The sequence below is a fragment of the Flavobacterium sp. GNP011 genome (assembly GCF_056428925.1).
The window spans coordinates 257,886-278,166 of record NZ_JBWJVJ010000002.1; the positions used below are offsets into that span (position 1 = coordinate 257,886).

Below are 20,281 nucleotides of genomic sequence, written 5' to 3' on the forward strand. Positions count from 1 at the left end.
CAAGAACATAGACCAAAGAACTAAACTTCTATTTCCTTTCTGGATAAACCTTTATACTTCTTTCTTTACCAAAGAAACCAATTTGTCGCAAACAGAACTGGAAGAATTCAAGAAAATAATTGACAGTGAAATTCTAAAAAAGAAAAAATGACCGACTTTCTAATCAAATCGACCCTCAGCCTTGTGGTGCTTTTAGGAGTGTATCACTTGCTGTTAGAAAAGGAAAAAATGCACCACTTCAATAGGTTTTACTTGTTGTTTGCTTTGGTTTTTTCGATGGTGATTCCGTTTATAACTATTGAAGTTGTTCAGGAAATTGCACAACCTGCAGTTACGGCTGGAAATATCCAAATCCTACCAACAACTGCAGTTGTAGTGGAAGAGACAAACTATTTTGCCATAGCGCTTTGGGGATTGTATGGTTTGGTCACCCTTGTTTTGGCGTTGCGATTCATGCGTAATGTGATGCAGATTTCAAAAAAAATGAAATCAAATACAGCCATTGCCTACCAGAATGCTCAATTGGTTTTGGTTCCCGAAAAAACGTTACCGCACACGTTCTTGAATACCATTTTCATCAACGAAACAGAATACAACAACCGTCAAGTTGAAGCCGAATTGTACACACACGAGCTTACGCATGTGACTCAAAAACACACTTTGGATATTTTATTTATCGAGATATTGAAAACCATTTTTTGGTTCAATCCTATATTTATTTTTTTCAAAAAAGCCATACAACTCAACCACGAATTTCTCGCCGATGAGAAAGTTGTGCACTCTTATAACGATGTTCCGTTTTACCAATCTTTGTTGCTTTCAAAGGCAAACGCGAACCCAACTTTTTACTTGGCCAGTAATTTGAACTATTTAATAACTAAAAAACGATTACTTATGATGACTAAAACCACCTCTCAAAAGATTTCCCTTGTCAAAAAAATGACAATTATCCCTATACTATCGATACTTTTAATTGCCTTTTGCATTAAAACAGTTGCGAGAGAAAAGAACAATACAATTGTGGAAAAGCAACCAAAATTGAATGAGAAAATTGCAATTGCCAAAAGTGCATTGCAACAAATTGAAAAGGCAGAAAAACCAAGCGACACCGTAAAAAGAAAAAAACTAGAGGTCGTGAAAATTAAGAACGAAGAATATACCAAAATTGGTAGCCTTTATTTTAATGACAAAGGATCTGTAGACATTAACGGTAACCCTGCAGCTAACGGCTATATTAACATCAACAATGATGTTCATTTTTATGTAACAAAAGGTACAGAAAGAGAATACTACAATAGATATGGATTTAGAGTAGACAGCAAAGGAGTGAAATTAAATAATGACACCATTACTGTTTTAGAAAAAGACTATCAGGTCGAAGCTTCGAAATTGACCTCTAGCGATCAAGTTGGAGATATTTACACTACCTCTGGAATAACAGAAAAACCAGATTTTCCGGGAGGCATTATGGAATTTTACAAATTCGTAGGGCAGAATTTTAAAACTCCAGAACAACCCCATTTAAAAGGGAAGGTTTACATCACTTTTATCATTGAAAAAGACGGAAGTATCACTGACGTAAAGAACATTCGTGATATTGGTTTTGGCACTGGTGACGAGGCAGTACGCGTAATGAACATTTGCCCAAAATGGATTCCTGGAAAAGTAAAAGGCGAGCCCGTACGAGTGCTATACAGTTTACCAATAACTATACAATCAGCCAAATCCTAATTTAAAAACAAATCCGCTTCAAGACTAGACCTGAAGCGGATTTGCTTTTAAAATATTGTAGGTTTTAGATGTTGAAATACTTTATTACACAAAATCGTTAAAGACCTTTTTTTAAGATGTATTTTGTTCCATACAAAGAGGAATATGTAATGAGATCATTTTGTATTTCTTCTCCAATCATTACCGAAATAAAACGTATCTGCTTAGGAATTTGAGAAGTCGTGGCGGAAAGAGACTTCATTGACACTATCATTTGATACTATCAAAAGTAACTTTTTTAAATTCCCTTCAAAATTGTTATTAGCAACTCTCTGAACGGTAATTGTGTTTTGAGTTAAAGTTATATTTTTTTTAATCTTACACTTATCGTCCCAGCATAACAGATGGTTTGAACCTGAATTGAACTCTGTTTTCCGTTTTGTACTCGAGCGATAGCGAAGATGAAGTAAATTATCTCAAATACAAAAACAACTTTCAATTAAGCCAAATGCCCAAATTGTTTTAGCGTGTGTTGGCAGATATTATTTTATATCTAAAAAGACTCCTCTCAAATTAAGAATGTCAATTTTAATAGTTTTTTTTGGGTAAAAATATAAATTCTTATACTCTATACTTGCTTTTTTTTTCTTTCGAATATTTGCCGGGTTCCATTTCTTTTTCAAAATCAAATTTAGTTTTTACGATACTAATCATAATGTTTTCAATTTCCCCATCCTTTACATTAAATTCTATTCCTCCTAGTGGAAAACTTATACTATTTATAGTGTCTTCTAAATTTTCACCAAAGACCTTGTCAATACCATTTACTACAATTTTGTTTCTCAGTAATTTATAATTGTTGAATTTGTATTCTTCGTATCCATATGAATCAAGAGAATGATAGGTTTTAACTTTAACAACTAAATCATAATATTTTTCAAAACTTATTCGACAAATTGTATCGTTATATTGATTAAGTGTTTTGTCAAATCTATATACTTGTAAAGTGTCATTTGATATCCATGAGCCAATTAATGATCTTAAATCAAATCCTTTGTCTTTATTTCTATCTTCATTTTCTTTTAACAATCTAGTACCTTCGAATTTTTCGTTATTCATTAAAACATAACCTATGTCATGTCTATAAATACAATACTTACCATCCAATGATAGTTGTTTTTCATTTTCATATTTACCTGCATATTGAGAATAAACACTTTGAATAATCAACAAAAAACTTATTAAACTTAAAATTTTCATTTTCATTAGTTTTGCGTGATAATATATGCAAACATTCGCACACACAGCAGGTTTGGAACTAAACTAGCCCTATTTTTAGATTTGCCACTCGAGCGATAGCGAATAGACGAAGTAAATCATCACAAATACATAAATAACTTTCTATTAAGCCAAATACCCAAATTGCTTTAGCGTGTGTCGGCAGAAGTTTTTTTTAGTTATTTGCTTTTTTATCTTTTATAAACAAACTCAACACATAGAAAGTTATAAAAAACATTATGAATTGAATTATGAAAACTGGATAGAATAGATTTGATTCTGCATACCTAAAACCAAAACTAAAAACTGATACTGGAAATGTTACTAGTAATCCATAAAGTGACCAATCTCCATAAAATAAATCTTTTGGATAAACTGAACAAACAGATAAAGTTCCAAGTGTTACATAAAATAGAGAGATTTTAAGTGCTAATTTTCTGTTTTTAATTATTTTTAGAAACTTATTCATCTTTCTAATTTATGTTCATTTTGGTTTTTACTTGAAATACAATTTCCCACAATACAATCGAAAACAACACATTAGATATAATTGCTGTCAATACATTATAAGCGTCATATTTTGAAAATATATGTAAATCTCCAAATTTTAGAGCTAAAAATAAACTTAATAAAGCAATAACAATTGAGAAAAGTACATTTAGTAAAATCGTCCACTTCAATATGAAAAATGAGTGAATACTATTTATTAAAGTAAATCCAAAACCTAAAGTTATAAATACATTGTTTATATGTAGTGTACTGTCTAATGATATTAATAATGAAGTTGCAAACCAATATATTATTAACATTACTAAATAATAAATTATTCTATTTTGTACTTTCATTTTTTTACGTTTGGTTTCTAACAAATATACACTAACGTCTTGCTAGTAGGCGATGGTCGGGCTAAATAGAGCAATTATTTTCGGATTATCACTAATTTGCCAAATACAAAACCATATTCAAATTAAGTCTAATCCGGCCATATTGCCAAACGACGGTGAGGTGAGGTGCTATTTTTCTTCTAGTTTAGTTGAAACAATTGTAGTTATTCCAAGTAATCCTTTATTTAATTCTGTTTGGATAAATTGCGCTTTCTCCACTTCGTCTCTCGTATTTTTTGGTAAGTTAATTTCTTGACTAATTCCATTGTAATATATTTCTACACTGTTAACACCTCTTTTAGTGCGATAGTGTTTTGATATTATATTAAAAGATTTTTTATAGTTTTTAGACAAACTTCCATATTCATTTGTTATGAATATACAAGTAAATATTATGTTACCCAAAAATATGTATTCCCAAGCTTTTGAATACTTTATAATATATTTTTTATTATCAATAAATGAAATAACTAAATCCGCAACAAAACCAAAAAGCAACATTAGGATTACATAATATTTAAATTCAAAAATACTACAGTTGAATGCTCTGCCAGAATAGGTTACGCAAATAATACCTACTATATAGAAAAGACAACCTAATTTGCTATTCAATTTTTCATTTTGTAGAATCTTGGTTTTCTGTTTATGTTTTTCTGTTCTTTTAAAATGTTTAGAATTATTCATTACATTCTCGTTTTCTTGTCATTTTGGACGCATCTCACCTAACGTTCCCGCGTTACATGCGGTTTGGGACTAAAATAGCGTTATTTTTCGGATTAGCCAAAATTCCCAAATACAAAACCAACTTTCTATTAAGCCAAATACCCAAATTGTTTTAGCGTGTGTTGGCAGTAGTTGTTATACTTAAATTTAATTTCTTTTAGTTGTTAAGAACAAAATTAAGTAAGATAATAAAATGTATATTATTACAATGAATGAAAAAATTATCGTCCACGCTAAGCCTTCGTTCATATCAAATTTATTATTCTTGTATTCAGGGTGCAATATCCAGTACCATTGATGAAAAAGAATTGTTTTTGCGGATAAAAAACCCAAGATCGAGACAATTGAGAATTTTAAATAGACTTCGTGAAAATATTTATTTATGGTTACTTTTCTGCTTAAGAAAGACGTTATTAGAGTAGCAGTCATTATTGGCAAAAATTCAAACAAAAAACCAATTCTATGATATTTAAATTGCTCTACAAAAGTTCTTAATAAATACTCAACAGCTAAAAAAAATATGTACGCAAAAATTAGTTTATTTCTCATGTTTATACGTGTTTGCTTTACAATTCTAACTAACTTTTTATTAATGTCATGTAAATCAAATATTTACAAAAATATTTTTTTTCTTATTTATTCCTTACATTTTTCCACTTTTCCGTCGTTAGCTTACGGGTCAGGGCGGGAGTCTAGGGGGAATTACTGCTAAAGTTTTGGCACTACAGCGGGTTTGGGACTAAATTAAGCTCTATCTTTGGATTTGCCAAATCATCCCAAAGACAGAACCATCTTTCCATTAAGCCCAATGCCCAAATCCGTTGTAGCGTGTGTTGGCGGTGGTTTATTTTGTTTGTTCAAAGAATCCGTCTGATTGGACATTGTATGATAATATTTTTATTGTGCCGTTCTCTTTTTCCAAATGTATAGTTTCTTTAGAATCGAACTTAGTTCTTTTGACTTTATAAACTAATAAATATTCAGAAATTGGATTTGCCCCCTCAACAACGTTTGTTTCACAAGTCTCAAGAATTTGGTCTTTGATTTCGCCAAGTTCTTCATCACTGCCTTGAAAAATTTTATCGATTTTAGATGTATCTGTTACTTCAAAAAATCTAGTACTAAATAATGAATGTGTTTCTTTATATTTTTTATCTCTTAGCGAATAATAAAATTTTGTTGTGACTCTTTTGACCTCTTCTTTATCTAAGGGCCTGTTTGTATGGCGGTTATTAAAGTTACAACTTGATAAAGATATTGATAGAAGGAAAATAGAGAGGTAAATTTTTTTCATTATTTTTTTTAGTTGATAGTTATGTTAAATCACCGATAACTTGTACATAAGAGAAACAAACCTTCGTATAAACAACCAAATCCTTTTTAAAAGTTGTTCCTTCAAACAATTATTTAAAAGATATTGAGTGATACTTTTTAGTTTTATTATTCTTTTTTGAAAACGATATAGTTTCTTTTATAATCTGGAACGCATCATATTCGATATTTTCCACTATTTTATTTTCTGAATTTACCACTCCATATTTATTGTTTTTCCTTACTATAAATTCATTTGTATCATAAATACTTTCTATTAATTCATATATGCTTGGAATAACCATCAGGTTTTTATAATTGACTATACCAAATTTTCCATTTGTTTTCACTATCTGGTTTGCACTTTTTGGAAATTCTTTATCATCATTAAATTTCACAAACTCATCAACAAATACCTCAGTTTGGCTGAATTTATCATCTTCTATACTTATCAAAAAATGTTTATTATTTTCTGTAGCAAAAATTGTTTTATCATAATTATTATAAAACTGATACTCATCCTTTAAAACGTTTGTACCATTTTCTAAAAACAGACCATTTTTATTTTCAGAATTTTGAACAATATAATACTTATCAAATAGTGTACTTATATTTTTATACCGTATGGGAATTATCTCGTTTTTAATGTAGGGATTAACTACGCCATATAAATTATCTTTTTTTACAATAAAATTATCGCCCTTTTTATAGCCTCTTAAATCAAATTCATATGGTCTACCAAAATAACTGAAGTGGATTTCCTCGTAATTAAAAGGCTTGATAATTGAGTCCGTTATTGAAATAAAGCCTTGTTTATTATTGCTTTTAGCTATGAAAAATGACTTCATGTATTTTAATTCATCATATTTACATTTGATGACAAATTCTCCTTTTGAATTTACTACTCCTTTTTTAGAGTTTAAATTGTCTTTTACTAAATAAATCTCGCCGTTTAAAACGCTTTCGAAACTACAATTCTTAATGCTATTCAAAATTATATCTCCTTCATTATCTATAATTGAAGCTGATTTATTTTGAAAAGTAACAATTGCTCTATTATCAGTAAAATTTGAAATCTCGGTAAATTGCAATGTACTTATCTGTTTACCCTGAAAATCATAAAGACTCTTTGCCCCCTTACTTTGCGCTATAATTAAATCATTGTCAAATGAAATATAGTCAAATTTAGTGGGTAAAATAACATTATTTAAAGTATCTAAAACACCATATTTATTATCTTTAATAACACTTATTATTTGTTTTTCAACATAAAACACATTGTCGTAAATGATTGGAATTTTAATATTTCCTTTTAAATCGACAAAACCTCTTTTAAATTTTTTATTTATTTCATTTCCTACTTCGAATAAATTAGTAAGTCCTTTTTTGATATATATTGATCTAAAAACAGGTTTAATAACTACCTTTCCTAAGGTGTCAACAACCCCCATTTTATTATCAAAAGTTCTAAAAGCTGCATAGTTATTTACAAAAGCATAAACATATTCATATTTATTGTTTTGCTGTAGTTGCTCTATTTTGGCATCAAACTTATTTTGACCCACAGAGAGTAACGGAAAAATTAAAAAAAAGAGTTGAATTGCTTTCATAAATTCTTTTTTATGTGATCAAGAGGGACAATTACGATTAACTGACTTAAATAAAAACAATTAGTTGTTAATAAAAGGCATGCAAGCAATTAAATAAACTCTATTTGTTTTCCAAATATAAATAAATTTTCTTACTATTTAATAAAAAAATCAACAACTGAAAACTGGGCTCGCGTGAAGGATGGCAGCGGAAATCCTTTGTGTTTTTTCTTTAAAAACACAAAGATTGCAGCGCACAGCCTGACCCGAAGTTTTTCACGGAGGGGCACGCCCAAGAATTCAAACCTCAGGGATTTTAATTCAGTACTATTTTGGGAATTACCACATTTACTTGGCACAGAATAATTATTAAGCCTAAAAACTAAATCTTGCCAAGTGGCAATTATAGGCTATTTTCCTTTTGATCTGTGTAATTATCTCTAAATAAATGATTTGGTTTTAGGTATGCAAAATTATTTTGAAAGTCCAAAAACACAGTAAACCTTTTCAAAACTTCATTACCCAAAATGTGAATGCTTTTATTTTTCAACGGCTTATTGGTCGTTATTTGTTGGATAGGAATGTTTTTTAGGGTATGCTTTCCAATTTTCAAAACTTTTAGTATTGAGGTAATAACCGGAATTTCATTTCCTTGTGCTCCTTTCATGATGACTTTTTTTACAACCTTCATTTTTTCAATTGGAAATTTACTTTGTTTTAACAAATCGTTATCTAACATTACTGTTCTTTGGTAACCTGTGTCAAACAAAAAGAAGTCCTTATTAGAAATGCCGTTTTGTTTAATCATGCTTTGAATTAAAAAAAGGTCTTTATAAAATTCTATAGCAAGTTTCGTGAATTTTCTATTTTTTTCAATGCTATTTGGTAATGTTGTATGGATGATCAATAGTTTTTTATCATAATTAATTTCAACAACTTTATCTTTAAATAAATCCCAACCAAATCTCCCGTCTGTTCCGTGTCCTGATAATGCTGCATCATAAACTTTGGTTTTATACGTTGCGTTTCCAAGTTTTAAATCGTAAAACGTATTATACAGTTTTGGAATGGATTTGAGCTTATTTTTTAGAGCATCATTTGTCAAAACCAATTCGGTAGTTCCTGTATCAAAGTTAAGATGTAGTGTGTCTTTTTCATTGAAAATGGCTTCTATAATAATTGTATTTTGCTCGTTGATTATAAAAGGAATAAGCTCGCTAGTTATTTTTTGTTGAGCCGAAACACTACTGCATAGTATTAAAAAACAGATCAATAATTTTTCTTTCATTTTTAGTATTATTGAAGTTCAAGTTTTATTACTTTTTTAAACATTGGGTCTTTCTGCATTAAGAAGTTTTCCCCTAAAATATCTTCATTTGTTGTTGCACGATCATGCAAAAAATCAATAGGATAGGTTACAAAGTGTTCTACTTGGTTCTGAAAAATATCAGCAACCGTTTTACAATCTGTAAAATCAATTTGCGGTTCTACTCTAAAAATCAATTTGCTATACGGTAGACTAAATACGGAGGTTCTTGCTTGAACACCTCCTAATAAATTTGGTGTTTCACCTATACTAATGATACGTTTAGTTTTATAGGCTAAGCTAGATAAATTACTTGCCGAAGAAAATATAAATCTATCTTGTAATACATAGATAGGACCCTCAAAAGGAATTAATTCTTTCGATGGATAGAAAAAATTAAAATTGGGTATCTTACTATAAAACATTTCAATATCTTTTAGTTTTGGGCCTTCTTTGTCAAAAGTTAAACCATATTTAATAATAGAGTCTTTTTTTAATCCGTTTAATGGGCTGAATATATATCCTATAGTCAAATTCATCTTCAAGGTATCCTTTAGTATCTTTCCTAAAAACTTACCATAGGTATTATCACTACCTCCTCCATTTCCTCGAACATCTAATACAATAGATTTTACAGCAAACTTATTTATTATTTTTTGAAAACGATTGATCAAAGTATCTCCCAGTTTTTCATCCATCGTGGGTATTTTTCCATAAAAGAGTTGCTCTTTTTCAAAGTAATGTGTAATAACAGGATCTGTATTAGCATTGTAACCAAAATTATTTTTTTTCTGTTCTAGAAAAGTAACTGTATCATCTTTAATAATAGTTACTGTTTTGCTTTTTTGCTTAGTATCAACGAAGGTTAATTTTAAATGGTTGGTTTTATATATTTCTCCAACTGTATAAAAGTTCTCATGATAGACTTTATTATTAATCCTGTCCCACCTTAGCGGAGAGATTAATTCTTCCATACTCTTAACAAATTGATGAATTTCTTTACCATTACAACTTACTAACTTCATTGAGGCAGGATAACTTATTCCTTGATAAGAAAAGGGCAATAAATTATAGTATTCACCATTGATGTAAGCAAGTTCTAATTTTGTCTTAGTATAAAAGTTTTTATTTAAAAAATCGTCATATTTATAATTATGAGGAAAGTCTAGTGTATCTAATTCTGCAATACCCTTTGGAATCCAATCCTTTTTTATGATATCCAACAGCCATTTACCTGGTCTACTAGTGTGCCCGTCTTGTGCTACATTTAATGCTTTTTGTACTAAAAAAAGATAATCCTCCATACTTGTTTTAGAGGTGATTTTCCTTTTGAGTTTATTAGTATGCTTATCAAAGTCAATTTTCCTTACTTCTTTATTAAATTGAATAATTGGGCTTACTTGCTTTATATAGGACACTAACGAATCATAATCCGTTAACATCTGTGAGTGGGTAAGTTGCGGAGTATTTTCAAGGTATTTATGAGGTTTCGGGCTATTTTGCGCTTTGATGTTGGAAAAACTCAATATTAAAATAACAGTGAAGAACTGGCGAAGATAGATTTTCATTTTTATATTTTTTAGTGAAATGCAAAAGTAGATTTCCTTAAAAAATGAAAATTGTAAAAATCTGCCAAATATTTTAAATGCTATTCCAAATTCCAAATCAGCGTATTATCAACCTGAGAACTTGATTGTTTAAATTGAGAGGGCGTTATGTTTGTGTATTTTTTAAATGTTTTTATAAAATGTGATTGATCTGTGAAATTTAATAAAAAAGCAATTTCTATTAACGGAACATTTTTTAAAATCAGAGACATCGCTTCTCTAACTTTTTTTATTTGTAAATACTCTTTGGGAGTAGTTTGCAATTGATTTACAAAATACCTGTGTGTTGAACGATAGCTTTTGCATAACAAATCATTTAAATCCTCTATTTCATTTGCCCGTACGGTTTCGTTAAACAACAAACTATTGGATAGCATTTCATCTCGTAAAATAGAAATAAAAAAACTTTCAATTTCGTTTTGAATCAGTTCTAATGAATCATTGCTAAAAACAATTTCAAACAACGGATTCCAATTTTTGTTTTCACTCAATATATTATTCTTAAAAATATTTTGTGAAAGTTGCTCGCCAAAAATAGCCTCCAAACCCAATGGATTAAAGTTTATACATAGCTCTTGATAAGGATGTTTTGCGATAATCTTAATAGGTTGTTTGTAAATACCTGTTAAGTAACTACTGTTTTTTGTGGAAGGTAAAATACGATATTCGTTTGCATTTAATGCGATCATTTCTCCACCTTTAATTAAACTAAGACAATGGTTCGTATTTGGATAACACAACTGACTTATCATCTCATTATCACCTTTAGTCAAGAATAAAAAATATTGAATAAATTTTTTCAATAATGGGTTTTTAGGGTAAACTATCTTTGTTTTCATTTTATTCAATTAACGTAAATCTCCCCAATACAAAATCATTTTTCGATTAAGCTGATTGTCTAAATCAATTTTAACAAGTCTTAAAATTAGGGCTTTTTTTGTTGATTTTTTAGTTCACTTATGATTTAATTGTCTTCAGTTTTGCATAAATGTCAAGACTTATAAACTTACCATTTTTAATTTCGCATTCTTTCATCGTTCCTTCGTGTTGGAAATCTAGTTTAGCCATTGCATTTTTACAATTCTTATTTTCAGACTCTACAAATCCTTCAATTCTATGAAGTCCTAAATTGTCAAATCCATAATTACAAAGTAGTGGCATCGCTTCTTTCATAATTCCGTTACCCCAGAAGTCTGAAATTAACCAAAATCCTATTTCTCCTTTTTTATGTTCTTTACTTAAACTGCTGAGTCCGCCTGCTCCGTAAAATATCTTGTTGTCAACTGAGCAAACAGCCCACCAAATTCCCGTTTCATTTTTTTCAAGGTCAGCAAAAAAAGTCATTTGTTCTCTCGTTGCTTCCAATGTTTGAAAACTCACTCCATAATATTTGATAATGTCTGGGTGCGAAAGTCCTTTGAAAACATTCTCAAGGTCGTCATCAACAAATTGTCGCAGTAGAAGTCTTTCGGTTCTTAATATTGGAAATTTTGTTGTCATTGTACTTTTTTGCTGTTAATGGATAGTTGTGTTAGAGGCTTTTGAAGGCTTTTTTTCTATTTCACGCGGTCTTTTTTCTTTAAATCCTCTCCTTTAACGCCACTTTCAAACTCAATTTTTGTTGATATTAATCCATGTTCTACTGTTGGTATTTTTGCATTAAAATGTAAATGTGGTGTAGTTGTATAGCCTGTCATACCGCTAATTGCAATTGCTTGTCCTTTATCTACAAAATCTCCCAACTTGACTAGAGAGCCTTTGTGGTCTAAATGTACATATTGAGTGTAGATACCGCTTTGTGGGTGGTACATGGTTATATTATTACTTTTGTCATTTTTTAACCATTTTTTGCTTGTTCCATATTCTTTGTAATCTTCAATTACTCCAACTACATAACCACTATCAACACTTGTAATTGTATCTCCAATTTTTAAATCAAAGTCTATTGCGTATTGACTATATAATGTGTTGTGCGAGAATTTTGCGTTATAGGCTTGAATGATTTTATACTCTTTGCCTTTTGGGAAAGGGTAAGAAACTTTATTTTTTAATATTTTTCTATTTAAATCTCCATATCCAACAAAATATTTTGTTTCATTGGCTTGATTGAAATCGCGGTATTTAAAACTAATTACAGTGTCTTGTAATTCCCTTAATGTAATATGACCAAACAAATTTTCGATATTTGGGTTTAGAGAATCTTTTACTAATTTAACATTTACGGGACATTTAAGAGGATTTTTTAAGTGGAAAGATATTGTGTCGTTTTTGAATTCTCTATTGAAGTAGTACAAAAACGCATAGTAATGTTCTTTTGGAAGTTTTCTCAAACTTGAACATGAAGCAAATACTAGTATTACTATTAAAACGGTATTTTTCCTCACGATTATTATTCTAAAATTTCACAAACTTTTCGTCGCTTTGCAAAGGCGGGTTGGAGACTAAATTAAGCTCTATTTTCTGATTTGCCACCAGAGCAATAGAGAATAGACCAAGTAAATTATCCCAGATACAAAACCAACTTTCCATTAAGCCAAATGCCCAAATCCGTTGTAGTAGCTGTTATGTCACTCCTTTTTTGCTTATACTTGTTTTCCAGGTTTGATTTTTATTATCCAAAATATAGATTTCGGAATCGTCAACTCTCAAAACTTTTTTAATAGTGATATTGTTTGGATATAATATTTCTGCTATAAGTTTCATTTCTCCATTTTTCATTTCTAATATTTGGATAGAGTAAGGAATATCTGTTGCTGGATTATTGTAAACTAAGTACTTTTTTGTATTTTCAATTCTAAGAGGAAAACCATATAGAGTAAGTGTTTTGCTTTTTCTAGGATTAATCAAAATGTAAAATTCTTCATTGTAAGTAAACTTATTTACTACTATGATGTCCGTATTTTTAATTTTCCCAAGTTCATCAAATTCAACATAATTATCTTCAGATTTATTGTCACAATATTTAATTGCAAGGTTGTCATTTCTTTTGTAAATTAGACAGCCATTCTTTTTTTTAGTGAATAGTTTTTCAATTGGAAGTTCATACAGCTTTTGCTCGATTACAGAGTTTTGAACTTTTGTAAATTGTATTTTCGATTGCGCATCTATTGTCGAAATCGTTAACAATATTAAAAAACAGATAATGTATTTTCTTCTCATTTTTTTTCAAAGGTGTCACATAACATCTTGGCACTACAGCGGGTTTGGGACTAAATTAAGCCCATTCTTCGGATTTGCCAAATATTCCAAATACAAAAACCAACTTCCCACTAAGCCAATTGCCTAAATCCGTTGTCGTAGCTGTTGTGTGATGTGTTTTTTTACCACAACATTTCTTCTTGTAATTCAGCATTCCAAAAAGTTCCCGTTTTGATTCCGGTTTCTATTAGTTTAAATATTCCGTTTGCAGAAAATTCAGTTGATAATGGTGCACCTTCAGTTGATAATTTTGTATTTACCCAACCTGGATGAATGGAGTTCACATCTATATTTCTATCTTTCAATCTTGCAGATAAAGTTTTCGTGTACATATTTAATGCAGCTTTAGACATTCTGTAAGCAGTTGAATCAATTTTTGACGTTGTATTCAGCGTTGCCATAATAGAAGAAATATTTAAAATTTTTCCGTTTTGATTTACTAAATCTAAAACAGTTTCGGTAAAATTCACAAGTCCAAAAACGTTCGTTTCAAAAGTTGATCTTAAACTTTCTAAATCTGGTTCTGTTTTATCTAAATCTGGCGCAATTCCGGCATTATTAACTAAAATATCAATTCCGTTAAATTTATTTCTAATTATTTTGTTCGCATTTTCAATTGACTTTTGATTTGTCAAATCTAATGCTACAACAAATAAGTTTTCAGACTTAATATTTTCAATTTTCCCATTTCTGGAAGTTCCAATTACATAATATTTTTCAGCAATTAGTTTCTCCGCTAATGCATTTCCAATTCCTGAATTTGCTCCTGTAATTAGGACAATCTTATTTTTAAAATTCATTTTTATTTTTTAGTTTTTTGGCAATATAGCACACAAAATACCCTCATTTGGCGAGTTTGTGGATTAAATATGTAAGATTTTTCGGTTTAACACAAATTTTCCAAATACAAAACCATCTTTAAATTCAGCCTAAACCCGTAATATTGCGAAGCGGTTAGCGGTGTTTTATTTATTTTTTTCTTACAATCAAGTGATAAACTAAACCCTCTCCGATAACATAATCTACGTATAAATTTTTTAATTCAAATGTTCTATTTTTCATACTCAATGATCCACTAGTATTTTTTTTAGTTACTCCATCTTTGTATAATATTTTTTCACGACCAATAAATCCTGCAGGAATGTAAAATTTTTTGGTTGCATAATCAATATATCCGTTATCACCTTTACTTATACCAATCAATTCATTCTTTAAAAGATTTTCATAAATATAGGCATCTTCATCTCTTTTCACAGTCCAACCATTGCTGATAGACTGTAAATAGGGTAATATTTTCGATTGATCTAAAAACATAATCTTTTCAATATCTGTAAATTCGATATCTCGATTTGAAATTTTAAAGAATTTTTGAACATTTAAATCTCCAGCAATTATTTTGAATATTTCAGGGCTTTCTAGTAAATATTTTATATCCACCTCTTGATTTTCACGAATACTTTCAAAGATTTGGTTATCAACTTTTGTTTTGAAGATTTTTACATCTCCATTTTTAGTTGAGAATTTTACAGTTAAACTATAAGATGTATTCGTTGAAGATCTTCTTTTTATAGTTGAAGAATATCCATTAATAATTTTAGCTTTTGTATCAACACCAATTGTCAAAATTTGATTGTTTATTTTTTCCTCTAGAGAATGTGACAAGAAGAATGCTCCGATAACTAACGTCAAAAAAGGAATAGTAATCAAAAAGGTTTTATTTTCTAATTTTGATTCTAGTATCTCCAAATTGAACAATTCTCCAAATGATTTAACACCAAAAATTGTCATAAAAACAAATACTGAACAAATAAATGATTCAAACAAAGCTAAATAAAATCCGTAAGAATTATAAAATGTAATTGGTGTGAGTAAAAGAAAAAAAATGAAGATAATTAATCCGATCATTATCCATTTTAAAGATTCTATTTTTAAATTAAAATTTTTCATATTTATTTGTTTTATAAAAACATCCGCTAACGTTCTCGCGCTACAGCGGGTTTGGAACTAAATTAAGATTTATTTTTCGGTTATCACTAATCTTCCAGATACAAAACCAATTTTAAATTAAGTCTAATACCCAAATTGCTTGAAGTGAGTGTTAACAGTAGTGCTTTTTTAGTTTAGTCCGTTTTCTTTTCTGAATTTAACAAAGTTATACAATAATGACAATATGTAAGAAATTGAAGGAGTGGAAAGCAAAATAAATGACAAAAATGTATCATTCAGATTTCTATTTACTAAAAATTGAATTAATAAAAGGAATAAAATTATTATTGGAATCCCAAAAAAAGATATCGCGCTTAGAATTAAGTTGTCGCTTATTTTTCTATTTACATTAAGTAAAGCTGTTAAAGACGATATAAAATTGACTACACAAAGAAAAAAAGTTAAAAGTACAAATATAAAATCTGCTTGTTTTGCTTCAAAGCCTTCAGTTGCTTGATAATTTGTCCACGCAATAACTAATGAAATAGTTAAAGAAAAAATAAAGGAATATAATAATTTTGTAAGAATCTCTTTGGTCATTTTAATATTTTTAACGTTTCATAATAGTATTACTGCCAACGTTCCCAAGCTACAGCGGGTTTTGCACAAAATTAAGCCCTATTTTCAGATTAGCCACTCGAGCGATAGCGAATAGACGAAGTAAATTATCTCAAATAAAAAACAATTTTTCCATTAAGCCAAGCACCCAAACTGCTTATAGCGTGTTTTACAGTACGTAACAATAAGTGTCAAACTACTTCCTGTTAATTTTAGTTTATTTTTTAATTTATACAAAGATTTATTTGAGTGTTTTCTACTTTTAAAAGCTTGTTTTTTTTGACTTTTATCAAAGTTAAATTTAATTTTTGAAAAAACTTTTTGCATCTATATTTCAGCTAAAGTTTCTTTTTTCAGCAATGTAAATTCAACTCACTGTTTATTTTTAGATTTCTACTTCTCAAAATAGTAGAGAAGCTTTTAGATGAAATTCTAAAATTCATTAAAGAATATCTTCTACTAAAATCCGAATTAATCAGCTATGTCTAATAATCAAGAATTTTTTTCTTCGGGTAAATTTTTCCAGTTTATGTATCCACGAATATTGATTACCAGAAACACGGCATTTCCAACTGCTGTACCTAAACTGTTCATTAAAACAAATCCTAGAAACATCCAAACTACATTTGAAATAGCAAAAATTATAAATCCCCATTTATTTTTATTACCTAGCATATAAACTGATAAAAGACTAAGTGATATTCCGAGCCAGTCGACTAAATAATATTCAAATATGTTTGCCATAAAATTATAAAATAATGTAAATTAAAAATTGCGTTAGGTTCTTGAATTCTCCTGAATCTGTAGAGCTATGCCCTGTAACGTCAACGCGCTACAAGCAGTTTGGGACTAAATTAGCAATATTTTTGGGATAAGCCAAAACTGCCAAATACAAAACTAATTTTAAATTAAGTCTAATTCCCAAATCTCACCAAGAGGTTAGCAGAGATTTTCTTTTTCATTTCCAAAAATTTTTTATTGACAAAGATTGTTTTTGCGTATCCTCTATATTATCATATTTATACAGATTATCCCAATATATTTTTCCGCCAATTTTAATAAACACCTTGTAATATCCTTTTTCAAGCGTTTCTATATTCAAACTAAATTCTTTAGAAGACTGTCCGTTGACCGAATTTTTTGAATTTAAAACAATTGATTTTTCATCGTAAAAATCGGAATTCAAAATGTTGCCAAATGTGAAATCTTGATAAATTTTTTCTGGATTTCCTTTTACAAACCATATATCAGTAACATTTTCTTGAGCCGAAATATAAACTTTATCTGTCGCTGGATTTGGATAAATTAAAAATTTATTATTTGTTAAAATATTTGCATTTCCAAGATGTAATAACATTTCTTTATTATCTCCAGTTTCTCTAAAATTAATTCCTGTAATTAGATTTAAAGACGTTTTTTCAGTTTCTTTAATAGTTTCTTCTTCGCTACAACTTATTGCTAAAATCGAAATAAGAATCAATATTTTATTTTTCATTTTTATTTTAAATTTAACTTAATATTATATAATCACTAACTTGTTAATCCGTATGTTCAAAACCTCTGTCAAGGTTCTAGCACTAAAGCAGGTTTTGAGACTAAATTAAGCCCGTTTTTTGGATTTGCCAAACCTCTCTAAAACAAGACCATTTTTCCATTAAGCCTGATTCCCGACTATTGCTTACTAGCTGTTATAGCCAGTTTTTTTTAATCGTTATTTCTGCCGTCATAAATGCTGGGATTCAAAACCTTTTCTAAATCGCCAATTTTGAGTAGATGTTCGATAGTCTGCTGAATACACTCCCTTGTTAGCTCCTTTACAAACAAGTCTGGAGGAATTTGATAAAGTCCGCTTAAATTCTGTCCTGATTTCTTGTCTTCTTCAATTGCTGTTTTTAAAAACTTATAAGTCCAAACATTAATTCCATAATGTCGTCCGTCTTCCAAGTCAACGTGAATATTGCAAAATTGATTTTCAATGTCCCAATTATTCGGGTCAACTTCTTCAAACTCTAGCCACAGCTTAAAATTAATTTTTGTCGCTTGCTTATTCATAGATTTTTGCACCTTTTAAAATGTCCGCAAATATGGACCAGTCTGCTTTGTCAGCATTTGCATTTAGCTTCATATTGTCGTAATAGCCTTGAATATCTTCGGTATATGCACTCAGTGCTTCCAAAAAGTCAGGCAAAGTTTTGTTTTCCCAACTTTCAGGATTGTTCAAAAAGTCCTTGCGTAATAAATCAAGAAACTTAATGAAAGTTTGTCTGTCCGTTACTTTAAAGTCGTTAAGTGTGTCGTTCATAAAATTGGCTATAACTTTAATATAAACGAAACAAACCTTCTTATACACAACCAAACATGTGGAAATAATCTAAGGTTTGTTTCGCTTTGCGTTTTTCAAATATAAACAAATTTTCCTACTATTTAATAAAAAAATCATCAACTGAAAACTGGGCTTGCGTGAAGGATGGCAGCGAAAATCCTTTGTGTTTTTTCTTTAAAAACACAAAGATTGTAGTGTACAGCCTGACCCGAAGTTTTTCACGGAGGGGCACGCTCAAGGACTAAAAATAAAAGATCTAAAAAAACAAATCCGCTACTTACTGAAAAGGAGCGGAATCATCCAACTATAAATCTAAAAAAAACTACTAACTAAACTCTTTATCAGGATTGTATCCTAAATACGGCATGGCGGTTTCATTGAAGATTACGCCGTATTCTTCTAACTCTTTTAAAATAGGCTCGTATACTTCCTTGCGAATGGGTAATTGTACGCCTGGCGTGGTAATTTTGCCATTCAGGATTAATAATGTGGCCATGGCAACGGGTAAACCTACGGTTTTGGCCATGGCGGTATAGGTTTGATCGTCACCAAGACAAACCATTTTTGCATCTATTTGTTCTTTTTTACCGTTTATCTCGTAGCCAAATTTATGGTACATGACAATCATGTCTTTGTCCTCTTCTTGTAAGGTCCAGCTATCGGTTAATATTTTCTCTAATATTTGGGCTGGTGTGGCATTTGTTAAACCCACTTTTTTGTTGGGATTGAACAAATCAAGTTCTAATAATTTGTCCCACATGATGTCGTCTTGGTCAATCTTGAGAATCAAACGGGTTTTTATTTCAACCGAATCGGTAGGATGATACGGCAAAAACGAGTTGACAAATTCACGGTAGCTCATGTTCTCGGAATTTTCCATGATGTAACTGTCATCGGTCATGCCAAGTTGTACGAACATGTTCCAAGCTTTAGAAAAACCAACTCTACGGATGGTGCCACGGTACAAGGTAAGTACATCATCTAGCCCGTATACAGAGCGGTATTTTAGGGAATCTCTGTTAGAATACGCCTCAAAACGACCGTAACCTTCTACTTGCAAAAACTCGGTTCTACGAAACAAATTGCAATACGGTATGTACTTGTAGGTGCCTTCTTGAATAAACTTTGCAGCGCCTCCCTGACCTGCCAGCACCACATTGCGCGGCGCCCAAGTAAATTTATAATTCCACAAGTTTGTGTCTGATTCAGGTGCTACTAATCCGCCGCAAAAGGACTCAAACAAAATCATTTCACCACCTTTCTCCTTAATTTCATCAATCACTTTCATGGCACTCATGTGATCAATTCCAGGATCAAGTCCGATTTCGTTCATGAAAATAAGATTGTTTGCTTTAGCCTGAGCATCTAATTCTTGCATGGCATCACTCACGTATGAGGCCGTAACTAAGTGTTTTTTGTACGTGATACAATCTTTAGCCACTTGAATGTGCAAATGTGCGGGCAGCATTGAGATTACAATGCTGGCATTTTGAATGGCTTGTTGCCGTTGCTTTTCATCAAAGATATCAAGGGCGATTGCGGTAGCATTAGGATGGTTGTTGGTTTTTTTCTGGGCCAAAGCCAATGACAAGTCACCAATAACGAGATGCAACTGCTCTTGTTCCGATTTTTGAAGCAAATACCGAATTAAAGAAGAGGCCGATCTTCCTGCGCCAATGATTAAAATTGTTCTCATTTTTATATATTTATAACACAAACATACATAATTGTTGTATTTATAACAAATGAAGTATGATTATTTTATTTAAAACCTACAAATACAGCTTCTTTTTTAACATGCGTTCGCC

Annotated in this window: 21 protein-coding genes; 1 reads left to right on the plus strand and 20 read right to left on the minus strand. The window is 30.2% G+C overall.

The window, feature by feature from the left end; translation table 11 throughout:
* The first annotated feature begins 147 nt into the window (after window positions 1-147).
* Window positions 148-1,731 carry a M56 family metallopeptidase gene (locus AC061E_RS03705; protein WP_478285054.1) on the plus strand — a complete coding sequence of 528 codons (1,584 nt, stop codon included), beginning with the start codon at window positions 148-150 and terminating at the stop codon, window positions 1,729-1,731.
* 97 nt (window positions 1,732-1,828) lie between these two features.
* On the opposite strand, the gene AC061E_RS03710 is transcribed toward AC061E_RS03705, so the two are convergent.
* The 20 genes from AC061E_RS03710 to AC061E_RS03805 form a co-directional block, all read right to left on the minus strand.
* Window positions 1,829-1,972, minus strand: a complete 144-nt coding sequence (locus AC061E_RS03710; protein WP_478285055.1) for a hypothetical protein — start codon at window positions 1,970-1,972, stop codon at window positions 1,829-1,831.
* A gap of 359 nt (window positions 1,973-2,331) precedes the next feature.
* Window positions 2,332-2,970 (minus strand): hypothetical protein, encoded by a 639-nt coding sequence (locus AC061E_RS03715; RefSeq protein ID WP_478285056.1) that lies wholly within the window; start codon window positions 2,968-2,970, stop codon window positions 2,332-2,334.
* A 193-nt stretch (window positions 2,971-3,163) separates the two neighbouring features.
* Window positions 3,164-3,457 (minus strand): hypothetical protein, encoded by a 294-nt coding sequence (locus AC061E_RS03720; RefSeq protein ID WP_478285057.1) that lies wholly within the window; start codon window positions 3,455-3,457, stop codon window positions 3,164-3,166.
* Window positions 3,458-3,461: 4 nt separating this feature from the next.
* Window positions 3,462-3,797, minus strand: a complete 336-nt coding sequence (locus tag AC061E_RS03725; RefSeq protein ID WP_478285058.1) for a hypothetical protein — start codon at window positions 3,795-3,797, stop codon at window positions 3,462-3,464.
* Window positions 3,798-4,001: 204 nt separating this feature from the next.
* Window positions 4,002-4,556 (minus strand): hypothetical protein, encoded by a 555-nt coding sequence (locus tag AC061E_RS03730; protein WP_478285059.1) that lies wholly within the window; start codon window positions 4,554-4,556, stop codon window positions 4,002-4,004.
* Window positions 4,557-5,439: 883 nt separating this feature from the next.
* Window positions 5,440-5,889 carry a hypothetical protein gene (locus tag AC061E_RS03735; RefSeq protein WP_478285060.1) on the minus strand — a complete coding sequence of 150 codons (450 nt, stop codon included), beginning with the start codon at window positions 5,887-5,889 and terminating at the stop codon, window positions 5,440-5,442.
* Window positions 5,890-5,998: 109 nt separating this feature from the next.
* Window positions 5,999-7,516 (minus strand): WG repeat-containing protein, encoded by a 1,518-nt coding sequence (locus AC061E_RS03740; protein WP_478285061.1) that lies wholly within the window; start codon window positions 7,514-7,516, stop codon window positions 5,999-6,001.
* Window positions 7,517-7,898: 382 nt separating this feature from the next.
* Window positions 7,899-8,783: a pepsin/retropepsin-like aspartic protease family protein gene (locus tag AC061E_RS03745; RefSeq protein ID WP_478285062.1), complete on the minus strand. Its 885-nt coding sequence runs from the start codon at window positions 8,781-8,783 to the stop codon at window positions 7,899-7,901.
* Between the two features lie 8 nt (window positions 8,784-8,791).
* Window positions 8,792-10,369: a S41 family peptidase gene (locus AC061E_RS03750; protein ID WP_478285063.1), complete on the minus strand. Its 1,578-nt coding sequence runs from the start codon at window positions 10,367-10,369 to the stop codon at window positions 8,792-8,794.
* An 80-nt stretch (window positions 10,370-10,449) separates the two neighbouring features.
* Window positions 10,450-11,247 (minus strand): helix-turn-helix domain-containing protein, encoded by a 798-nt coding sequence (locus AC061E_RS03755; RefSeq protein WP_478285064.1) that lies wholly within the window; start codon window positions 11,245-11,247, stop codon window positions 10,450-10,452.
* 118 nt (window positions 11,248-11,365) lie between these two features.
* A complete protein-coding gene (locus tag AC061E_RS03760; protein WP_478285065.1) occupies window positions 11,366-11,908 on the minus strand; it encodes a GNAT family N-acetyltransferase in 543 nt (180 codons plus the stop codon).
* A 56-nt stretch (window positions 11,909-11,964) separates the two neighbouring features.
* A complete protein-coding gene (locus AC061E_RS03765) occupies window positions 11,965-12,738 on the minus strand; it encodes a M23 family metallopeptidase (RefSeq protein ID WP_478285066.1) in 774 nt (257 codons plus the stop codon).
* 232 nt (window positions 12,739-12,970) lie between these two features.
* Entirely contained in the window at window positions 12,971-13,567 is a 597-nt protein-coding gene (locus tag AC061E_RS03770) for a hypothetical protein (RefSeq protein ID WP_478285067.1), read from the minus strand.
* Between the two features lie 161 nt (window positions 13,568-13,728).
* Entirely contained in the window at window positions 13,729-14,406 is a 678-nt protein-coding gene (locus AC061E_RS03775) for an SDR family NAD(P)-dependent oxidoreductase (protein ID WP_478285068.1), read from the minus strand.
* A gap of 169 nt (window positions 14,407-14,575) precedes the next feature.
* The gene (locus AC061E_RS03780) at window positions 14,576-15,553 is read right to left on the minus strand and encodes a hypothetical protein (protein ID WP_478285069.1); all 978 of its coding nucleotides are present in this window, start codon (window positions 15,551-15,553) and stop codon (window positions 14,576-14,578) included.
* A 1,089-nt stretch (window positions 15,554-16,642) separates the two neighbouring features.
* Window positions 16,643-16,894, minus strand: a complete 252-nt coding sequence (locus AC061E_RS03785) for a nicotinamide mononucleotide transporter (RefSeq protein WP_478285070.1) — start codon at window positions 16,892-16,894, stop codon at window positions 16,643-16,645.
* A 214-nt stretch (window positions 16,895-17,108) separates the two neighbouring features.
* On the minus strand, window positions 17,109-17,645 hold the full coding sequence (locus AC061E_RS03790; RefSeq protein WP_478285071.1) for a hypothetical protein: 537 nt from the start codon (window positions 17,643-17,645) through the stop codon (window positions 17,109-17,111).
* Between the two features lie 209 nt (window positions 17,646-17,854).
* Complete coding sequence (locus AC061E_RS03795) at window positions 17,855-18,202, minus strand: hypothetical protein (RefSeq protein ID WP_478285072.1); 348 nt, start codon at window positions 18,200-18,202, stop codon at window positions 17,855-17,857.
* A complete protein-coding gene (locus AC061E_RS03800) occupies window positions 18,195-18,452 on the minus strand; it encodes a DUF7660 family protein (protein ID WP_438060585.1) in 258 nt (85 codons plus the stop codon). The genes AC061E_RS03795 and AC061E_RS03800 overlap by 8 nt, the downstream gene beginning before the upstream one ends.
* A gap of 346 nt (window positions 18,453-18,798) precedes the next feature.
* Complete coding sequence (locus AC061E_RS03805; RefSeq protein WP_478285073.1) at window positions 18,799-20,169, minus strand: saccharopine dehydrogenase family protein; 1,371 nt, start codon at window positions 20,167-20,169, stop codon at window positions 18,799-18,801.
* Window positions 20,170-20,281: the final 112 nt, after the last annotated feature.

Excerpts from the sequence above, each read along its gene's own strand:
- AC061E_RS03705 (WP_478285054.1), top strand. The coding sequence starts at position 148 with ATGACCGACTTTCTAATCAAATCGACCCTCAGCCTTGTGGTGCTTTTA.
- AC061E_RS03710 (WP_478285055.1), bottom strand. The coding sequence starts at position 1,972 with ATGAAGTCTCTTTCCGCCACGACTTCTCAAATTCCTAAGCAGATACGT.
- AC061E_RS03715 (WP_478285056.1), bottom strand. The coding sequence starts at position 2,970 with ATGAAAATTTTAAGTTTAATAAGTTTTTTGTTGATTATTCAAAGTGTT.
- AC061E_RS03720 (WP_478285057.1), bottom strand. The coding sequence starts at position 3,457 with ATGAATAAGTTTCTAAAAATAATTAAAAACAGAAAATTAGCACTTAAA.
- AC061E_RS03725 (WP_478285058.1), bottom strand. The coding sequence starts at position 3,797 with ATGTTAATAATATATTGGTTTGCAACTTCATTATTAATATCATTAGAC.
- AC061E_RS03730 (WP_478285059.1), bottom strand. The coding sequence starts at position 4,556 with ATGAATAATTCTAAACATTTTAAAAGAACAGAAAAACATAAACAGAAA.
- AC061E_RS03735 (WP_478285060.1), bottom strand. The coding sequence starts at position 5,889 with ATGAAAAAAATTTACCTCTCTATTTTCCTTCTATCAATATCTTTATCA.
- AC061E_RS03740 (WP_478285061.1), bottom strand. The coding sequence starts at position 7,516 with ATGAAAGCAATTCAACTCTTTTTTTTAATTTTTCCGTTACTCTCTGTG.
- AC061E_RS03745 (WP_478285062.1), bottom strand. The coding sequence starts at position 8,783 with ATGAAAGAAAAATTATTGATCTGTTTTTTAATACTATGCAGTAGTGTT.
- AC061E_RS03750 (WP_478285063.1), bottom strand. The coding sequence starts at position 10,369 with ATGAAAATCTATCTTCGCCAGTTCTTCACTGTTATTTTAATATTGAGT.
- AC061E_RS03755 (WP_478285064.1), bottom strand. The coding sequence starts at position 11,247 with ATGAAAACAAAGATAGTTTACCCTAAAAACCCATTATTGAAAAAATTT.
- AC061E_RS03760 (WP_478285065.1), bottom strand. The coding sequence starts at position 11,908 with ATGACAACAAAATTTCCAATATTAAGAACCGAAAGACTTCTACTGCGA.
- AC061E_RS03770 (WP_478285067.1), bottom strand. The coding sequence starts at position 13,567 with ATGAGAAGAAAATACATTATCTGTTTTTTAATATTGTTAACGATTTCG.
- AC061E_RS03775 (WP_478285068.1), bottom strand. The coding sequence starts at position 14,406 with ATGAATTTTAAAAATAAGATTGTCCTAATTACAGGAGCAAATTCAGGA.
- AC061E_RS03780 (WP_478285069.1), bottom strand. The coding sequence starts at position 15,553 with ATGAAAAATTTTAATTTAAAAATAGAATCTTTAAAATGGATAATGATC.
- AC061E_RS03785 (WP_478285070.1), bottom strand. The coding sequence starts at position 16,894 with ATGGCAAACATATTTGAATATTATTTAGTCGACTGGCTCGGAATATCA.
- AC061E_RS03790 (WP_478285071.1), bottom strand. The coding sequence starts at position 17,645 with ATGAAAAATAAAATATTGATTCTTATTTCGATTTTAGCAATAAGTTGT.
- AC061E_RS03795 (WP_478285072.1), bottom strand. The coding sequence starts at position 18,202 with ATGAATAAGCAAGCGACAAAAATTAATTTTAAGCTGTGGCTAGAGTTT.
- AC061E_RS03800 (WP_438060585.1), bottom strand. The coding sequence starts at position 18,452 with ATGAACGACACACTTAACGACTTTAAAGTAACGGACAGACAAACTTTC.
- AC061E_RS03805 (WP_478285073.1), bottom strand. The coding sequence starts at position 20,169 with ATGAGAACAATTTTAATCATTGGCGCAGGAAGATCGGCCTCTTCTTTA.